The sequence below is a fragment of the Sphingomonas sp. DMC8 genome, from assembly GCF_056314185.1.
On record NZ_JBQUYV010000001.1, the window covers coordinates 1 to 16225 of the forward strand.

The 16225-nt window shown below is 68.6% G+C and carries 17 protein-coding genes and 1 tRNA gene; 14 read left to right on the forward strand and 4 right to left on the reverse strand.

Features of this window, described 5'->3' with window-relative positions; genetic code table 11:
- The 3 genes from ACT53K_RS00005 to ACT53K_RS00015 all read left to right on the forward strand — a co-directional run.
- The coding region (locus tag ACT53K_RS00005; RefSeq protein WP_476226474.1) for an NAD(P)(+) transhydrogenase (Re/Si-specific) subunit beta at positions 1 to 1128 on the forward strand (1128 nt) is incomplete at its 5' end.
- 148 nt (positions 1129 to 1276) lie between these two features.
- Positions 1277 to 2215 (forward strand): winged helix DNA-binding protein, encoded by a 939-nt coding sequence (locus ACT53K_RS00010; protein WP_476226475.1) that lies wholly within the window; start codon positions 1277 to 1279, stop codon positions 2213 to 2215.
- Positions 2216 to 2275: 60 nt separating this feature from the next.
- Positions 2276 to 2351, forward strand: a tRNA-Val gene (locus tag ACT53K_RS00015).
- Between the two features lie 36 nt (positions 2352 to 2387).
- Here the strand turns inward: ACT53K_RS00015 and ACT53K_RS00020 are convergent.
- Positions 2388 to 2753: a hypothetical protein gene (locus ACT53K_RS00020; protein WP_476226476.1), complete on the reverse strand. Its 366-nt coding sequence runs from the start codon at positions 2751 to 2753 to the stop codon at positions 2388 to 2390.
- A gap of 76 nt (positions 2754 to 2829) precedes the next feature.
- Positions 2830 to 3393: a helix-turn-helix domain-containing protein gene (locus ACT53K_RS00025; RefSeq protein ID WP_476226477.1), complete on the reverse strand. Its 564-nt coding sequence runs from the start codon at positions 3391 to 3393 to the stop codon at positions 2830 to 2832.
- A gap of 97 nt (positions 3394 to 3490) precedes the next feature.
- Between ACT53K_RS00025 and ACT53K_RS00030 the strand changes: the two genes are divergently transcribed.
- Positions 3491 to 3967 carry a DUF6456 domain-containing protein gene (locus ACT53K_RS00030; RefSeq protein ID WP_476226478.1) on the forward strand — a complete coding sequence of 159 codons (477 nt, stop codon included), beginning with the start codon at positions 3491 to 3493 and terminating at the stop codon, positions 3965 to 3967.
- A 22-nt stretch (positions 3968 to 3989) separates the two neighbouring features.
- Here the strand turns inward: ACT53K_RS00030 and ACT53K_RS00035 are convergent, their stop codons facing one another.
- Complete coding sequence (locus ACT53K_RS00035; RefSeq protein ID WP_476226479.1) at positions 3990 to 6518, reverse strand: DUF2339 domain-containing protein; 2529 nt, start codon at positions 6516 to 6518, stop codon at positions 3990 to 3992.
- An 83-nt stretch (positions 6519 to 6601) separates the two neighbouring features.
- On the opposite strand from ACT53K_RS00035, the gene dapF reads away from it, so the two are divergent.
- Positions 6602 to 7543 (forward strand): diaminopimelate epimerase, encoded by a 942-nt coding sequence (gene dapF / locus ACT53K_RS00040; RefSeq protein ID WP_476226480.1) that lies wholly within the window; start codon positions 6602 to 6604, stop codon positions 7541 to 7543.
- A gap of 12 nt (positions 7544 to 7555) precedes the next feature.
- Here the strand turns inward: dapF and ACT53K_RS00045 are convergent, their stop codons facing one another.
- The gene (locus tag ACT53K_RS00045; protein ID WP_476226481.1) at positions 7556 to 9646 is read right to left on the reverse strand and encodes an ATP-binding protein; all 2091 of its coding nucleotides are present in this window, start codon (positions 9644 to 9646) and stop codon (positions 7556 to 7558) included.
- A 442-nt stretch (positions 9647 to 10088) separates the two neighbouring features.
- Between ACT53K_RS00045 and ACT53K_RS00050 the strand changes: the two genes are divergently transcribed.
- From ACT53K_RS00050 to ACT53K_RS00090, 9 genes are all read left to right on the forward strand, one after another.
- The gene (locus tag ACT53K_RS00050) at positions 10089 to 10589 is read left to right on the forward strand and encodes a hypothetical protein (protein ID WP_476226482.1); all 501 of its coding nucleotides are present in this window, start codon (positions 10089 to 10091) and stop codon (positions 10587 to 10589) included.
- Positions 10586 to 11905 (forward strand): DNA-packaging protein, encoded by a 1320-nt coding sequence (locus ACT53K_RS00055; RefSeq protein ID WP_476226483.1) that lies wholly within the window; start codon positions 10586 to 10588, stop codon positions 11903 to 11905. The genes ACT53K_RS00050 and ACT53K_RS00055 overlap by 4 nt, the downstream gene beginning before the upstream one ends.
- Positions 11906 to 12150: 245 nt before the next feature.
- Positions 12151 to 12438, forward strand: a complete 288-nt coding sequence (locus tag ACT53K_RS00060; RefSeq protein ID WP_476226484.1) for a hypothetical protein — start codon at positions 12151 to 12153, stop codon at positions 12436 to 12438.
- On the forward strand, positions 12435 to 13532 hold the full coding sequence (locus ACT53K_RS00065; protein ID WP_476226485.1) for a phage portal protein: 1098 nt from the start codon (positions 12435 to 12437) through the stop codon (positions 13530 to 13532). Before ACT53K_RS00060 ends, ACT53K_RS00065 begins: the two co-directional genes overlap by 4 nt.
- Positions 13529 to 13900, forward strand: a complete 372-nt coding sequence (locus tag ACT53K_RS00070) for an HK97 family phage prohead protease (protein WP_476226486.1) — start codon at positions 13529 to 13531, stop codon at positions 13898 to 13900. The genes ACT53K_RS00065 and ACT53K_RS00070 overlap by 4 nt, the downstream gene beginning before the upstream one ends.
- A 93-nt stretch (positions 13901 to 13993) precedes the next feature.
- Positions 13994 to 14971 carry a phage major capsid protein gene (locus tag ACT53K_RS00075; protein ID WP_476227258.1) on the forward strand — a complete coding sequence of 326 codons (978 nt, stop codon included), beginning with the start codon at positions 13994 to 13996 and terminating at the stop codon, positions 14969 to 14971.
- A 28-nt stretch (positions 14972 to 14999) separates the two neighbouring features.
- Positions 15000 to 15530, forward strand: coding sequence for a head-tail connector protein (locus ACT53K_RS00080; RefSeq protein WP_476226487.1), 531 nt, complete (start codon positions 15000 to 15002; stop codon positions 15528 to 15530).
- Positions 15527 to 15736, forward strand: coding sequence for a hypothetical protein (locus tag ACT53K_RS00085; RefSeq protein ID WP_476226488.1), 210 nt, complete (start codon positions 15527 to 15529; stop codon positions 15734 to 15736). Before ACT53K_RS00080 ends, ACT53K_RS00085 begins: the two co-directional genes overlap by 4 nt.
- Complete coding sequence (locus tag ACT53K_RS00090; RefSeq protein ID WP_476226489.1) at positions 15733 to 16125, forward strand: DUF3168 domain-containing protein; 393 nt, start codon at positions 15733 to 15735, stop codon at positions 16123 to 16125. The genes ACT53K_RS00085 and ACT53K_RS00090 overlap by 4 nt, the downstream gene beginning before the upstream one ends.
- Positions 16126 to 16225 lie beyond the last annotated feature (100 nt).

The window sequence follows — 16225 nt, forward strand, 5'->3', positions numbered from 1 at the left end:
GTGCTCGTCGCCTGCGCGGCATTTCTGAATCCTGCTGCGTTCGGTATCGCCGATCTGGTCGTGCCGCTGATCGGCGCTCCGTTCGAGGCGATCCACCCGGTCAGCCGGATCGAAATGGGGCTGGGCGTGGCGATCGGCGCGATCACCTTTTCGGGATCGGTGATCGCTTTCCTGAAGCTTAACGGCAATATGGGCGGCAAGCCCATCCTGCTGCCCGGCCGGCATGTGATCAACCTGGCCGTGCTTGCCGCGATCCTGGGTTTGATCGGCTATTTCGTCCAGCATCAGGATCCCTGGATCTTCTGGACGATCACGGTGCTCAGCTTCGCGATCGGTTTCCTGCTGATCATCCCGATCGGCGGCGCCGACATGCCGGTCGTTGTGTCGATGCTCAACAGCTATTCGGGCTGGGCCGCGGCAGCCATGGGCTTCACGCTGCACAACACCGCGATGATCATCACCGGTGCCCTGGTCGGCAGTTCGGGCGCGATCCTTTCCTATATCATGTGCCGCGCTATGAACCGCAGCTTCCTGAGCGTTATTGCAGGCGGTTTTGGGGGGGATGCTGGTGCAAGCGGCGGTGGGGCCAAGATCGACCGGCCGTGGAAGCGGGGGTCGGCCGAGGACGCCGCCTTCCTGATGAGCCAAGCCGAACAGGTCATCATCGTACCCGGCTATGGCATGGCCGTGGCGCAGGCTCAGCATGCCCTGCGGGAGATGGCAGACAAGCTGAAGGCGCATGGCGTGCGCGTGAAATACGCGATCCACCCCGTCGCCGGGCGCATGCCCGGGCATATGAACGTGCTGCTGGCGGAAGCGAACGTCCCCTATGACGAGGTTTTCGAGCTGGAGGACATTAATTCGGAGTTCGCCCAGACCGACGTTGCCTTTGTGATCGGCGCGAATGACGTGACCAACCCCGCCGCCAAGACCGACAAGTCCTCGCCAATCTATGGCATGCCGGTTCTAGATGTAGAAAAGGCCAAGACCGTGCTGTTCATCAAGCGCAGCATGGGCGGCGTCGGCTATGCCGGCGTCGACAACGAGCTATTCTATCGCGACAATACCATGATGCTGCTCGCCGACGCGAAGAAGATGGTCGAAGAGATCGTCAAAGCGCTCGACTGATTTCTGCATTCGCTCCGAAACGGAGGCTTACGCTCTGCCTTTCGCGTAATTGAACCGAAATGGAGGAAGTCTGCCTCCTCCGTTTCGGAGCAATGCGGCATTTGTACGAAGCAGGAGAACGAAACGCAGCAATTGCCGGGGGGGCATCATGGCCACAGGAGCTGAAGATATTGCGCTTTCCTACGATCTGGAGGCGGAACGCGCACTGATCGTGGCAGAGCCCGGCCCGGGGCGGGACGCGGCGCTTGCAGCAGCGCTTGCGGCAGGCATGACCGTCCGGGCGCCGATCGACTTCGCCGAGGCGGCGCGCGATCTGACCCATTTTCATGGGCTTGGCGTGATATTTGTCGAGCTGTCCGGTGCGTCGGAGGCCTGGCTTGGACCGGTGCTGGCCCGGCTGGATGCGATGGTCTCGGATCGGGGAATTGCCCTGATCGCAACGGTCGCGCCCGATCAGATCGATCAGGCGTTTCTGCAGATTGGCAGCCACGCTCAGCTCCTTTGCAAGCCTAGCGCGGCGGAGCGGGTCAGCGCGCTTGCGCTTGCGCGATGGCGCCGCGAGCCGGCGTTCCACGACGCTACCCGCGAAGCAGACACGCTCGGGCTGCAGAAGCTCCACCAGGAAGTTGCCCGGATCGCCGATGCGCTGGCCCGGATGACACAGCGCGAAGAGGTGCCCCGGCTGGCGAGCCTCCGCGACGACGGCCATGGCTATCGTGGCGCTGCCGACAATGAGCCCGAGCCTGATCCGAATGAGATTCGCAGGACCATTCGTGCGCGTCGGATGCGAGCGCAGTTCTTCGAAGGCGAATTATTCGCCGACCCCGCCTGGGACATGCTGCTTGACCTGTTCGCGGCGGGGTTGGAGAGGCGTCAGGTTTCGGTTTCCAGTCTGTGCATCGCCGCTGCGGTGCCGCCGACGACAGCGCTGCGCTGGATCGGCACGCTTCACGAAGCAGGGTTGTTCGAGCGCCACGCTGATCCTGCGGACCGTCGGCGTGCTTATATTGCGCTCAGCAACAAGGGACGGGAAGGCATGAGGCGCTTTATCGGCGCAATCCGGCGGGCAGGCCTGAATCTCGTTTAGGGTCTTGCTCTCCGGCGCAGGCTTTGGCATCGCGATCCGACGGCGTGCCGTTTCGGCGCCGGGCGGTTAGCTCAGTTGGTAGAGCATCTCGTTTACACCGAGAGGGTCGGCGGTTCGAGCCCGTCACCGCCCACCATCGCCGCGCCCACCGGGCACGGCGCGGTGCTACTGGTCAGTTTGCGGTGAAACTGGTCTTGCCGGATGCGTCGATTTTCAGCGTGATGTAGGAATTGCTGCAGACGTTGAAGCCATTCCAGACGGCGCTGGTGCCGTCCTCGAAAGTCGCTTTCACGTCGAACTTGCACGACGCATCCTTGTCAAAATGCACGGTGGTCTTCGCGCCGGATTTGATGGTGGCGTCCTTCTTCAGATCGGGGTCGACCTTGTTCGGCGCCCAGGTGGTCGACCCGGCCGGTGCCAGTTCGACGGTCTTGATCGTCTTGCCGGTGGCATTGGTCAGCATGAAATCCCAATCCTCGGCGAGGGCGGGAACCGCGATCAGCGATGCGGCGGCGATGGCGAAAGCGAGTTTGCGCATGATGCTCCCCTTGTTGCGCACAATCCCTTGCAGCAATCTGCGCCTGTGCAGGGCCGGGGGCAAGTGCGGAGTGTACTTATAGCGGACGGACGAGGCGGATTGCTGACGCGATCCAGGCGGGGTCAGTCACCACCTGCTGGCGCGCGCCTGCGCCGAGCGGCAGCAGCAACAGCCGGTTGTCCTCGCGCCCTATCAGGCGCCCGAACAGGAAACGGCCCGCCGGGCGCGGTACCAGCACGTCCCGATTGAGTGCGCGGGCGAAATTCTGGGGGGCGAGCCGTTCGCACCAGATTTCGTCCCCCGCACGATAATCGCCAATCCCGCCGGCCACGGTGATCGCTACCAGTCCCGGTTCGGGCCGTGGGGGCACCACGGCTGCCGGGCGGCGCGGGGCACTGGCGCCGCTGCCGTCAAGTACGGCCGCGACGGCGATGTCCGGCCGGTCGGGCAGTCGGACCAGATCGGCGGCATCGACCTCCAGCGCGGCAGCAATCCGGTTGAGCCAGCCGACGGAAACCGTGCGGGTGCCCGTTTCCAACCGTCCGATCGTTTGCGCGGTCGTCGGCGGCACGCAACGTGCCGCCACTTCCTCCAGCGTCAGACCCTTGGCACGGCGGACCTCACGGATCGCGGTGATCATCGCAGGGCATCCTCATATAACCAGATCGGTTTTTCTCTTTCCTACAGATACGCCGAAATGGCAAGAGAGTGCGAATCGGAACAAAAGGAGAATATCGATGCGGATGATGGTGCAGCGGCCGTTGGATACCGAATCGGCAGCGAAGCCGATCGACCCTCGCCGTAGACGAAGTGTGACGGTCAATCTGGCTGAATCGCCGCTCAGCTGGTTACGGGCGCGCGGGCATGTGACTGCCCGCCAGTTCGAGGCGGGTGAGCGGTTGCGCAGCGACTACGAAACTGCCGCACTGGGGCCGCGCGTTACGATGCGCTGGGATACTGCGCCTGCCTCGGGCGGGCGGCGCGGACCCTCCGAAAGACTTGATCCCACGACGGTGCAGATCGTTGCGAAGCGACGGTTCGATTACGCGCTTGCGAGCGCGGGAGCGGGGCTGTCTGACATCTTGTGGCGCGTGGTGTGCGCAGGAGAGGGGCTGGCGGCATCTGAACGCGCGCTGGGCTGGCCCAGTCGAGCTGCGAAGCTGGTGCTGGGCTTTGCGCTCGATCGGGTTGCCGACCATTATGGATTGCCCTGAGGCGGGGCCTATCGGTGGGCGCTCAGCCCATCGCCGCACCGCGCCCGAGGAAGCGGCTATAGGCCCAGCCGATCGCGATCAGCGCGATGCCGAGCCCGAGGAACGACAGGATGCGCAGAATGCCGTCCAGCGCGGCGGCATCGATCAGGAACACCTTTAGCGTCGTGGGTGTGAGCAGCGCGAGGCCGGCGACGCGCAGATCGTGCGCGCCGGTACGGATGCCGCGCCACAACCAGACGAGCGCCACGCCGAGCAGCGCCGCCGAATAGCCGATATTTTCGGGGCGGCTGATCGGCCCGGTCAGGATCGGCCCCTGCGCGGCCTCTCGCACGGCAGCCATTGTGGCGACGAGGGTTAGTGCGGCAGCCGCAACCCGCACCGACCGAGCTGGCGGCAATGTCCAAAGCCAGAAGGCGGCGAGACCGAAATGCAGCGTCGCCAGATTGAAGAGCGGGAGCGGACCCGCCCATTGCGCCACCCAGGCGGGGTTCAGCAACAACAGATCAAACCAGACCAGTCGCGCCAACCCCAGCAGCATAAGGGCGCGGCCGAGCGTTTGCGTGCCGACGCGACGTACCAAAAGCCAGCCTGCGGCGATACAACCCTGGGTGAGGACCGCACGCTCGAAAAATCCCCAATGGACGAAACGCTCGGCAGTACCAATGGCGAGGATCTGTTTGGCACCAGCGTAGAGGAGGACCAGCGCGAGCCCAGCCGCCAGCGTCGCTGCCCCTATGCGGGCAGGACCGAATTGGCGGCGGTCACGTAGAACCAGCAGCGCGGCGATCGCCGGCGCGGCGAAGCATCGCAGCAGCGCCGCGATCGAGGGAAGCTCCAGCCAGGGCAGTCTCTCCCCGATCAGCGAATTGCCGATCATGCTGGCAAGCATCCCCAGCGGCGCGGCGCCAGCAACGAGTGCTGCCAGCAACGGCAAGGCCGGCATTGCAAAAAGCTGCGGCGCCCGGATCTGGCGCGCCCATAGGGCCAGCCCCGCCAGCGCGGCAGTGAGCGGTAGGGACGGCCAGTCGTTCGGCACAAATTGGGCAAGCCCGAGCGCGGCTATAGCCGCGGTCAGGAGCGTCGCGCCAGAAAGCGCTGGCGTGTCTTCTTCGCCGCGCCAGCGCCAGGCGACCGTGCCGCATGCGGCAGCCGCGACGCATTCGGCAAAGCCCCAGCCGATGGCCGGCAACAAGCCGGGAGCGAGGCCATGCGCAAGCAGCAACGGGCCGGCTGTGCCTGCGAGCGCTATCGCAGCCCAGCGCTGATCCCGGCCGCCGCGCCAATGACCGGGCAGCGCGAAGAGCAGCGTCGCGATTACCGAAGCCATGGGTGTGATGCGATGCTCGGGCTGCAGCAGTGCCACGGCTTCAAGCACGAGCAAAAGGCCGAGCGCGGCGAGCGCGGCCGTCAGATAGGGTGACGCGCGCCACGCAAGGGCCAGCGCCCCGGCGGCGAGCAGCAGATAATAGCTCCATGCCAACGCATCGAAATGCAGCGCGGGGGCCAGTAGCAGCAACTGGATTAGTCCCACGACGACCGGGGCGATCCGCGCCCAACGCTGGTGCTGCCCCGCCAACGGCAGGACTGCCGCCGTCCCCAGCGCGAGGAGTAGTGTGAATGCGCCGACGGCTGGCAACTCGGCTCGGCCATCGAGCGCGGCGATCAGGAACTGCGCCCATCCAAAACCGGCAACACTCCCTGCAATGGCCAGCCAGCCCCATCCGCGATGAATCGCCAGCCCGAACAGGACTGTAATGAAAAGCGCCAGATATACGAGCAGGGGCACGATTCCGGCGGCGTCAAATCCTGCGACCATCGGCGCGGCAAAGCCACCGGCGAGCGCCATTATGGCGGTTGGCGGCCCATGCAGCAGGGCCAGGCTGATTGCGAGCGCGGTGACCGCAAGCATGGCGCCAAAGGCAGGCAGCGGCGCGACCAGATGGTAGAGCGCGGCGGCCATGTAAAGCGTGCCATAGAGGCTCGCGATGCCGGCGCCTGCGAGCGCCTGCGCAACGCGCGGATCATCCCGGGTGGCAGCAATGCGGCGTGTGACTTCGCCGCCGGCAACGAGTGCCAGCCCGAACAGCAGCGCCAATAGCGTCCGCGTGCCGGGCCCGAGCAGGCCGCGCTCAATCGAATAGCGGACAAGAAAGAAACCGGCGAGGATCAGTGCGATGCCGCCGATCCAGATCGGCAAGCGTCCGCCGATCAGTGTCTCCAGGCTGATGGATGGGGACGGTTCCGCGCTTACGGCCGATACATTCTCCGATGTGGTATTGTTTATCAGCGCCAGCCGCCGCGCTTCCGTCATGGCAATAATGCGGTGTGTGTCGTCAGCGGTTTCGGCCGCCGCGATCGCAGGCTCGGCTATAGAAGGCGTGTCGGCGACGGGCGCGGCGCCAACCTGCAAAACGGTAAGGTCGGCCTGCAGTGTCTGCACCGCCGCTTCGAGTTGGCGGATCCGCAGGGACAGCAACGCGAAAGCGCCGGCGCCGGTGAGGAAGACGAGGAGCATCATCATCCGGGCGACATTGGCATATCGATTGGGCACTGTCGTCCTTTTCGGACCGCGGACGGTCTGATCGGTACCGGGCAGGCGTTGCTGCCTGGTCGTACCACGCCTAAATGGGGCGCATGCAGATTGCCTTCATCAAGTGCCATGGTTCCGGCAATGACTTCCCCCTTGTCGACGCGCGCGCGCTGGCGCTCGACGATGCGACTTGGGCCGGCATCGCCCGCGCGCTCGCCGATCGTGCGGGGCCGGTGGGCGGCGACGGGTTGCTGGCATTGGTTGCAGACGACGCGGGCCATGGCTTTGGAATGCGGATGTGGAATTTGGATGGGTCGGAGGCGGAGACTTGTCTGAATGGGTTGCGGTGTACCGCCAGGCTGGGGTTTGAGCTGCTGGGGCTGGATGCGGCGCGGGTGAAGTTGAAGACCAGCGAAGCCGATGTCGCGCGCGAGGCGGATGTCGCGCCGGGCGTGGCGACCGTGCGCACCACCGTTGGCCCCGCTTCGATCCGCACCGCCGATGTCGGCCTGCAAGGCGTCGCGGCGGAGATTGTCGACGCGCCCATCCCCGGCCTGCCGAGCGACCGCGCCTTCACCGCCATCGCCATGCCCAACCCGCACCTGATCAGCTTCGTCGAGCGGGTCGACGACGCCGAGCTGGTCGCGCTGGGCACCTGGTGCGAGGCCGGCCCCGCGCTGATCCCCGCCCGCGCCAATGTCTCGTTCGTCGAGCTGCGCGGCGAGGACAGCCTGTTCGTCCGCACCTTCGAGCGCGGCGTGGGCCTGACCGACAGCTGCGGCAGCGCGATGGCCGCCTCGGTCCTCGCCGCCGCGCTGACCGGCCGCGTTGCCTATGACCGCGACATCCGCGTGTTCAACCGCGGCGGGCTGGTGCGCGGCCGGGCGAGCGCCGGGCGGATCGTCCAGATCAGCGGCAATGCCACCTTCCTCTACGACGCGACCGTCGAGGTCGATCCGGTACGCGGCACGGCCGAGGGGCTGCAGATCCTGCGCCGCCGCGACGACGAGGATGCCGCCTGGCAGGGCCTGCTCGCCACGCTCTGAGCCAAAAGCGGATCAGGCGGTCTGCGCAACCGGCTCCCGATCGGCGCCGGCCAGCAGCGGCAGCGTGAAGCAGATCATCGCCCCGCCGCCCGGCGCGGGCAGGGCGCGGATGCGGCCGCCATAGGATTCAACGATCGTCCGGCAGATCGACAGGCCCAGGCCGACCCCCGTTTTCCGCCCGGTTACGAACGGCGCGAAGATATCCCCCGCATCGGCCGGGATGCCCGGCCCGTTGTCGATGACCATCAGTTCGACCGTATCGGCATCGGCCAGCCGGCTGCCGATCCGCACCGCAGCGTCCTCGCGCCCCGCCATCGCCTGGCAGGCATTGCGGATGAGGTTGAGCAGCACCTGCTCCGTCTGCACCCGGTCCGCCGCCACCCACAGCGCGGCGGGATCGAGATCGGTGCCGATGTGGGTGCAACAGCCCGGCAGCGACACGCGCGCCACGGCGATCGCGTCTTCCACCACCTCGACCAGATTGGCGCGGCTTTCGCCCGGCCGGTTGCCCGCCAGGTCGCGTGCGCGCTGGACGATGCCGTGCGTCAGCGCGATCTGGCTGCGCGCCTTGCCCAGCAAATCTTCCAGCAGCGCCGGATTGGACGTAGCGGCAAAGCGCGCCGCCGCAAGATAGTTGGAGGCGGCGGTGAGCGGCTGGGCCAGCTCGTGTGCGATCGTCGCCGCCATCATGTTCATGGCCTCGATTCGGGCGATATGCGCCATCTGGTCGCGGAGCTGGTGATGCGCCTTTTCCGCGTCGATATTCTGTTCGGTGCCCATCAGCGAGACGAGCCGCCCGCCGCTGCTGAAAATGGGGGCGACCCGTACCCGCCGGTGCGAAGGGTTGCCGGGGGAGAACCAGGCAACCACGTCGCACTGCTGTGGCGCGCGGGTGCGGATCGCCGCCTGTGCGGCAGCGGAAAGCCGTTCGCGATCCTCTTGCATGAAGTGCGCCAGCGCGACCCCGGGCGAAACCACGCCGTGCGCCCCGCTGCCGCCATAGAGGTGGCGCAACTGCTCGCACAGGATCAGTTCGCGTGTCCGCACGCGATATTCCCAGTCGCCGATCCCGCCGATCCGCTGCGCCTCGCACAGGCGACGGTTCGCGTCGGCGAGCGCGCGCGCCGCCCGCTCGCGCCGCAGCAATGCGTAGATCGACAGGCCCGCAAAGAAGGCCAGCGCCAGGGTAATTCCGGCCATGAGCCAATGGGTCCGCGCCGCGCGGCGGCGCACGTCCGCCAATATGTCCTGCTCGCCCATGCCGGTGGAAACGGAGACGCCATATTGCGGCAGCGGGCGATGGCTGAAGAGGCGCGGTATGCCGTCGATCGCGCTGGGGCCGATAAAGTCTGCATCGGTGTCGAACCGCAGATGCCCCGGCCCCGAAAGGCGGCGCAGATCCTGGCGATATGTGACGCGCTTGCCCTCGCGCCGGGCGAGCAGGATTCCGTCGAACCGGATCAACGTTAGCGTATCGAGCGGCCCCATCTCGATGCCCGCGCCGAAATCGGTAAAGCGCGCGACGGGCACTTCCGCGATCACGGCCCCGGCATAGCGCGCGCGCGCATCGCGGATCGGCCGGATCAGCGGCACCAGCGGCGGCCGGTCCTGGTGCGAGACGGCGGGAGGGGCGATGGCAAGGTCCGTCGGGGCATCGCTGCTGCGCAGGCGCTGGAGCTGGTCGTGCAGCGCGGGGTCAATGGCCACCGGCCTGTCGCTGGTGGAAAAGCGGACTCGGTTGGCAGCATCCACTACCAGCACCGACGATACGATGCTGGTAGTGGACGATATTCGAGAAAGCAGCCCCGGATTCGTGCCATGGTCCTGCGCGATCAGCACGGGGGCGACATGGTGCGCGATGTGGTCTGCCGCCACGCGCGCCGCATCGAGCGTCCGCGCGACAAATTCCTGATAGGCAATTGCGTGGTTGCGGTTGTCGCGGACGGCCGCGTCGATCGTATGCTGACGATCGTTCGCCAACATTGTGTTGCAGGCGATCCAAAGGGCAAGCGCGATGAAGGTCGTACCAACGACCAGGGCAACCAGGATCGGCCGCAAGGGGCCGAGCGTAACCACGCCGCTCTGGGCAGATGGCGTGCGCATGACGCGGTGTGTTTTCAATCGGCTTGCCGCGCCGAGCGGCGGGAGGAGGGTTTCCCCCAGGCTCAACGTGCGGTTCCGCGTCGCAGGAGGGGTGCGCAAGGCAGACGGGCCCGATCGGGGCACCTCGTCATGCGTTCACCATCGGGTGCCGCGTTACTGAAGAATCTTCCCCCCGCCGCCATAGGCGGCGCAACATGCATTCGACCATGGGCAACCCCCTGACTGCGACCATGAAACGACGTCGTGCGCCGATTCTAGAGTCATCGGGAGTCTTTGCGCAAGTGAAACGTTAAAGAACCAAATCGGTAAAAAGCTATTGACATCGTCACGCTGATATGGCACATACCGGGAACGCTGAAGAATTGCGAGTCGCGAAGGGCGGCTCCCACGAACGGGCCGGGCACTAGGTGCTGCGGCCCGTTCGCGTTTCCGGAGAGAGACGATGGACGACAAGATCACTGGCGGTAAGAACCGCCGGACGCAGGTGCGCGCCGCGCCCAACCGGGGCTGGACCAAGAAGCGGCGCACGGACTTTCTCGACATGCTGGCGGCGACCTGCAACGTCACCCGCGCGGCGGCGCATGTCGGCGTGCCCAAGGCGCGGGCCTATGCGCTGCGTCGCCGCGATCCGCAGTTCGCCGAGCTGTGGCGGCAGGCGATCCTGCTGGGCTATGACCGGCTGGAGGAGCAGTTGCTCGACCATGCCGGCGGCGCCGCGCCGATCAACGACATCACGCCGGACCCCGACGCGGTGCCGCCGCAGCCGTTCGATCCGAAACTGGCGATGGACCTGTTGCGGCTGCACCGTGCGACGCGCGAGGGGCGTCCCCGGGGGAGCACCGGTGCGGTGGTGCGTGCCAGCCGCGAAGAGGCGGAGGCGGCGCTGCTCAGAAAGCTGGACATGCTGGAGAAGCGGCTGGCCGGTGAGCGGGGGCCGCGATGAGCGGTGTCGATCCGTTCGACGCCATGGCGCGGCTGGCGCTGGCACCGGCGGCGGACCGCGCCCGGCTGGTACGGCAATTGCCGGGCGCGCATCTGCGGGCGTTCAACGAATGGTGGGAACGCTGGGCGCATGACGGCCAGTTCTGGCCCGATGGCGACTGGCGCGTGTGGCTGATCCGCGCCGGGCGCGGTTTCGGCAAGACGCGGGCGGGCGCCGAATGGGTGCTGCAGATGGCGCGCGACCACCCCAGGGTGCGGGTGGCGCTGGTCGGCGCGACGATCGACGAGGTGCGGCGGGTGATGGTGGAAGGGCCGTCGGGCCTGCTCGCCGCTGCGCGGGAGGACGAACGGCTGCGCTGGCGGCCGAGCGTGGGCGAGGTGGACCTGCCCGCCGGTGCGCGCGCCTATCTCTATTCGGCCGAGGCGGCGGAGAAACTGCGCGGGCCGGAACATGGCTTTGCCTGGTGCGACGAGCTGGCGAAATGGCCGGCCCGGGCGGGCGACGCGGCGTGGGACAATCTGCTGATGGGGCTGCGCCAGGGGGCGCGGCCCCGCGTGGTGGTGACGACGACGCCGCGCCCGGTGAAGCTGATGCGCCGCGTGATGGCGATGCCGGGGGTGCATGAGACCCGTGGCAAGACGCGCGACAATCCGCACCTGCCCGACAGTTTCGTGGCGGCGATGCTGGCCGATTATGCCGGCACGCGGCTGGGCCGGCAGGAGCTGGACGGCGACATGATCGACGATGTCGAAGGCGCATTGTGGCCGCGCGCGCTGATCGAGCGGCAGCGGGCGGCCGCGGTGCCGGAAATGCGGCGCGTGGTGGTGGGCGTCGATCCGCCGGCGGGCACCGAGGGCGATGCGTGCGGCATCGTCGCCGTGGGGCTGGGCGAGGACGGCCATGGCTATGTGCTGGAGGATGCCAGCGTGCAGGGCCTGCGCCCCGAAGGCTGGGCGGCGGCAGTGGCGGCCTGCGCGGCACGGCACGGCGCGGCCTGTGTGGTGGCGGAAAAGAACCAGGGCGGGGCAATGGTGGCAAGCGTGCTGAAGGCCGCCGACGCCGGCCTGCCGCTGCGGCTGGTGCATGCCAGCCAGAGCAAGGTGCGCCGGGCCGAGCCGGTGGCGCTGCTCTATGAGGGCGGCCGAATGTGGCATGCGGACGTGTTCCCGATGCTGGAAGAGGAGCTGGCGGGGCTGCAGGCGGCCGGCGGCTATCAGGGGGCAGGACGCTCGCCGGACCGCGCGGACGCGCTGGTCTGGGCCGTGACGGAACTGATGCTGGGCCGCCGCGGGCGCGCGGCGGTGCGGGGGTTGTGAGTGGTTCCCCTCCGGCTGGGGGGAGTGCTGGCTGACAGTATAGGAATCGCGCCACCCTCACCCTCCCATCGCTTGCGCGATGGGCCCCTCCCTCTCCCAAAGGGAGAGGTGTGAGAAAGTCCCGCTCCCTTTGGGAGAGGGAAGGGGCCCGCCGCCGAAGGCGGTGGGAAGGGTGAGGGGGACTGCGAACCAGGCGCGATCCTTCCCGACGCGGACGATCGCGGCGGTCTTTCAGGAGACAGAGAATGCGGAAAATCATCACGGCAGGGCTGCTGGCCCTGCTGACGGGGGCGTGTGCGCTCCAGGGGAAGGTGGCGCTGGCCGGGGCCGCGGCGGTGGTGGCGGTCCATGATGCCGATGGCGACGGCTTTCTGGACGCGGCTGAAGTGCAGGCGATGGTCGCGCGGACGATGCCGCCCGATCGGCTGACCGGCGGCTTCTGGGATGCACTGCGCGCGGCGGCGGTGGCGGCATATTGGTCGCGCGATGCCGACCATGACGGGCGGCTGAGCGCGGCGGAGCTGGCGCGATGAGGTGGTTCGGGCGCAAAGCGGCGCGCGAGGCCGCCCGGCCGGCGCTGGCGCGGGCGGGCTGGGGCAGCTTCGGCGACTGGCCGCGCAACTACGAGGCGCAGCTGCGCGACGGCTATTGCCAGAACCCGATTGCCCAGCGCGCGGTGAAGCTGGTGGCGGAGGGCGCGGGCGGGGCGCCGCTCACCGGATCGGAGCCGGCGCTGGTCGCGCTGGTGACGGCGCGGGTGGCGGGGCAGCGGCTGGTCGAGGCGCTGGCGGCGCAGCTGCTGCTCCACGGCAATGGCTATGCCCAGATCCTCACCGATGCGGCGGGGGCGGTGACGGGGCTGTATCCGTTGCGACCCGAGCGCGTGACGGTCGAGCCCGATGCGGGCGGCTGGCCGGTCGCCTATCGCTACCGGGTGGGCGAGCATGTCACGCGGCTGGCGGCGGACGATGGCGGGCGGCCGCAGATCGTCCATCTGCGCGCTTTCCACCCTGGCGACGACCATTATGGGCTGGGCTGTCTGGGCGCGGCGTCGGGCGCGATTGCGATCCACAATGCGGCGACGCGGTGGAACAAGGCGCTGCTCGACAATGCCGCGCGGCCGAGCGGGGCGCTGGTCTATGACCCCGGCGACGGATCGGCGCTGAGCCCCGACCAGTTCGCGCGGCTGAAGGACGAAATGGAGGCGGGCTTTGCCGGGGCCGCCAATGCCGGGCGGTCGATGCTGCTCGAAGGCGGGCTGAAATGGCAGGCGCTGAGCCTGACGCCCGCCGATATGGATTTCGTGGGGCTGAAGGCGGCGGCGGCGCGCGAGATTGCGCTGGCATTCGGGGTGCCGCCGATGCTGCTGGGGCTGCCGGGCGACGCCGCCTATGCCAATTATCGCGAGGCCAATCGCGCGCTGTGGCGGCTGGCGATCCTGCCGCTGGCCGAACAGGTGCTGGCCGGGCTGGCGCAGGGGCTGGCGGGCTGGTTTCCGGACGCGGTGCTGGCGGTGGATGTGGACCAGGTGCCGGCGCTTGCCGAGGACCGCGAGCGGCTGTGGCGCCAGGTGAGCGGCGCCGGATTCCTGAGCGACGACGAGAAGCGCCGGCTGGTGGGGCTGTGAGCGGGGTGCGTTTCGCCGGCTATGCTGCGGTGTTCGATGCGGTCGATCGTGGTGGCGATGTGGTGCGGGCGGGGGCGTTCGGGCCGGTGCGGCCGGTGCCGCTGCTCTGGCAGCATCAGGGCGCGCCGGTGGGGGTGATCGAGACGATCGGCGAGGATGCGCGCGGGCTGCGCGTGATCGGCCGCGTCGACGATCCGCGGCTGGCGGCACTGGTGGCGGCGGGCGCGGTGGACGGGCTGTCGTTCGGATACCGGGTGGCGGCGGCGCGGCACGGGGCGGCGCGCGAACTGACGCGGCTGAAGCTGCTCGAGGTCAGTCTGGTCGCACAGCCGATGCAGCCGCTGGCGCGGGTACATGCCGTGGCATGAATTTATCCCTTTTGGTGAAGACGGAGGATGAAGATGGAGAATGATGTTCTCGTGGAGAGCTTCGATACGGTGGCGTCGGCGCCGGTGCGGCCGATGCTGGCGGGCGGGCGGCCGGTGGCGAGTGCGGCGTTCGAGGGCTATGTGCGCGGGTTCGCGGGTGTCGAGACCAAGGCGATGGCCGGCACCAGCGGCGCCGAGGGCGGCTATGCCGTGCCGCAGGAAATCGACGCGCGGATCGACGCGACGCTGAAGGCGATCTCGCCGATCCGCGCCATCGCCAATGTGGTGAAGGTGGGCACCAGCGGATACCGCAAGCTGGTGGCGAGCGGCGGCTTCGAAAGCGGCTGGGCGGCGGAGACGGCGGCGCGGCCGGAGACCGACACGCCGGTGTTCAACGAAATCGCCCCGCCGTTCGGCGAGCTCTATGCCAATCCGGCGGCGAGCCAGGCGATGCTCGACGATGCCGCCTTCGATGTCGAGGCGTGGCTGGCCGACGAGATCGCGCGGGAGTTCGCCAGTGCCGAGGGCGCGGCGTTCGTCGTCGGCAACGGCGTGAACAAGCCGGCGGGCTTTCTGGCGGTGCCGAACGCGCCGACCGGGGATGCCGCGCGCGCGTTCGGCACGCTGCAATATGTGGCGAGCGGCGCGGCGGGCGGGTTCGCCGCCAACCCCGAGGAGAAGCTGATCGACCTGGTCCAGGCGCTGCGCGCGCCGTATCGCCAGGGCGCGAGCTGGGTGATGAACTCGGCGACGCTGGCGCGCATCCGCAAGTTCAAGACCAGCGAGGGCGCGATGCTGTGGCAGCCGGGGCTGGCGGCGGGGCAGCCGGCGACGTTGCTCGGCTATCCGGTGGTCGAGGCCGAGGACATGCCCGACATCGCCGCCAACAGCCTGTCGATCGCCTTCGGCAATTTCCAGGCGGGCTATCTGATCGCCGAACGGGGCGAGACGCAGCTGCTGCGCGATCCCTACTCCAACAAGCCGTTCGTCCACTTCTACGCCACCAAGCGCATCGGCGGGATGGTAAGCAATTCGGAAGCGATCAAGCTGCTGAAATTCGCCGCGAACTGACCGGCGCACCAGAACAAGGAGGACGAGCATGGACGCACCGCCTTTCCCGGCGGCGGCGATCGACGCCGCGCGCGACGCGGTGAAGACGCATCTGCGCATCGAAGGCAGCAGCGAGGACGCGGCCGTGGCGGCGGCGGTGCGTACCGCGCTGGCGCTGGGCGAGGCCTTTACCGGCACCGCCTGGATCCTGCGCGACTGGCAACAGCGCCTGTCCGCCGCACCCGGCTGGCAGGCGCTGGCGGCGACGCCGGTGCGCAGCATCACCGCCGTGGTGGCAAGCGACACCGGCACGCCGCTGCCGGTGGAGGGCTATGCCGTGGATGTCGATCCGCGCGGCACCGGCTGGGTGCGCGCGGGGACAGGCGTGCGGGTGACCTATGCGGCGGGGGCGGCGGCAGGCTGGGAGGACCTGCCGCCGCCGCTGGCGCAAGGCGCCGTGCTGATGGCGGCACACTGCCTCGATCCGCGTGCCGAGGGCGATGCGCCGCCGGCAGCGGTGGCGGCATTGTGGCGGCCGTGGCGGGCGATGACGCTGACCGGCCCGCGGCGCTGCGCATGATGGAGCAAGTGGAAGCGCGCGGCGCGGCGGCGGGGACACGCGCCGCCGCCGATGCCGCGGAGCGACTGGCGGGGGAGGTGCGCGCCGCCTTTCCCGACCTGTCGGTCGAAGTGACGGCCGAGGGCGTGACGATCCGCGGCAAGGGGTTGTGGCGGCGCTGGCTGGCCGACCCCGCGCTGCGCTGGCTGGGAGGATGGCTGCGATGAATCCGCATCAGGCACTGGTCGCGGCGATGGTCGCGGCGCTCCGGGCCCACGCGCCGTTCGCGGGCGGCGTCACGGGGGTGTTCGACGCGCCGCCGGTCCGCGCGATGCGGCCCTATGCGCTGGTCGAGGAACCGGTGCTGACCGACTGGAGCACCAAGGATCGCGAAGGCTGGGAGGCGCGGCTGTCGGTGCAGCTCCGCGCGACCGGCGAGCGGCGGGCTGGCTTGCGCGCGCTGGCGGACGCGGTGGGGCCGGCGCTCGCCGGGCTGGCACCGGAAGGGTGGCAGGTGGCGAGCCTGGTCGCGGTGCGCTCGCGCGTGCTGGGTGATGGCGATGGCGGGCTGACGGCGGTGGTGGAGCACCGGGTGCGGATGCTGCGGGCGGGGTGAGGGGGCGGGCAGCCTCACCCTCCCACCGCCTGCGGCGGCGGGCCCCTCCCTCTCCCAGAGGGAGAGGTGTGAAAGTCCCTCTCCCTCTGGGAGAGGGAGG

Excerpts from the sequence above, each read along its gene's own strand:
- ACT53K_RS00010 (WP_476226475.1), top strand. The coding sequence starts at position 1,277 with ATGGCCACAGGAGCTGAAGATATTGCGCTTTCCTACGATCTGGAGGCG.
- ACT53K_RS00020 (WP_476226476.1), bottom strand. The coding sequence starts at position 2,753 with ATGCGCAAACTCGCTTTCGCCATCGCCGCCGCATCGCTGATCGCGGTT.
- ACT53K_RS00025 (WP_476226477.1), bottom strand. The coding sequence starts at position 3,393 with ATGATCACCGCGATCCGTGAGGTCCGCCGTGCCAAGGGTCTGACGCTG.
- ACT53K_RS00030 (WP_476226478.1), top strand. The coding sequence starts at position 3,491 with ATGCGGATGATGGTGCAGCGGCCGTTGGATACCGAATCGGCAGCGAAG.
- dapF (WP_476226480.1), top strand. The coding sequence starts at position 6,602 with ATGCAGATTGCCTTCATCAAGTGCCATGGTTCCGGCAATGACTTCCCC.
- ACT53K_RS00045 (WP_476226481.1), bottom strand. The coding sequence starts at position 9,646 with ATGCGCACGCCATCTGCCCAGAGCGGCGTGGTTACGCTCGGCCCCTTG.
- ACT53K_RS00050 (WP_476226482.1), top strand. The coding sequence starts at position 10,089 with ATGGACGACAAGATCACTGGCGGTAAGAACCGCCGGACGCAGGTGCGC.
- ACT53K_RS00055 (WP_476226483.1), top strand. The coding sequence starts at position 10,586 with ATGAGCGGTGTCGATCCGTTCGACGCCATGGCGCGGCTGGCGCTGGCA.
- ACT53K_RS00060 (WP_476226484.1), top strand. The coding sequence starts at position 12,151 with ATGCGGAAAATCATCACGGCAGGGCTGCTGGCCCTGCTGACGGGGGCG.
- ACT53K_RS00065 (WP_476226485.1), top strand. The coding sequence starts at position 12,435 with ATGAGGTGGTTCGGGCGCAAAGCGGCGCGCGAGGCCGCCCGGCCGGCG.
- ACT53K_RS00075 (WP_476227258.1), top strand. The coding sequence starts at position 13,994 with ATGCTGGCGGGCGGGCGGCCGGTGGCGAGTGCGGCGTTCGAGGGCTAT.
- ACT53K_RS00080 (WP_476226487.1), top strand. The coding sequence starts at position 15,000 with ATGGACGCACCGCCTTTCCCGGCGGCGGCGATCGACGCCGCGCGCGAC.
- ACT53K_RS00085 (WP_476226488.1), top strand. The coding sequence starts at position 15,527 with ATGATGGAGCAAGTGGAAGCGCGCGGCGCGGCGGCGGGGACACGCGCC.
- ACT53K_RS00090 (WP_476226489.1), top strand. The coding sequence starts at position 15,733 with ATGAATCCGCATCAGGCACTGGTCGCGGCGATGGTCGCGGCGCTCCGG.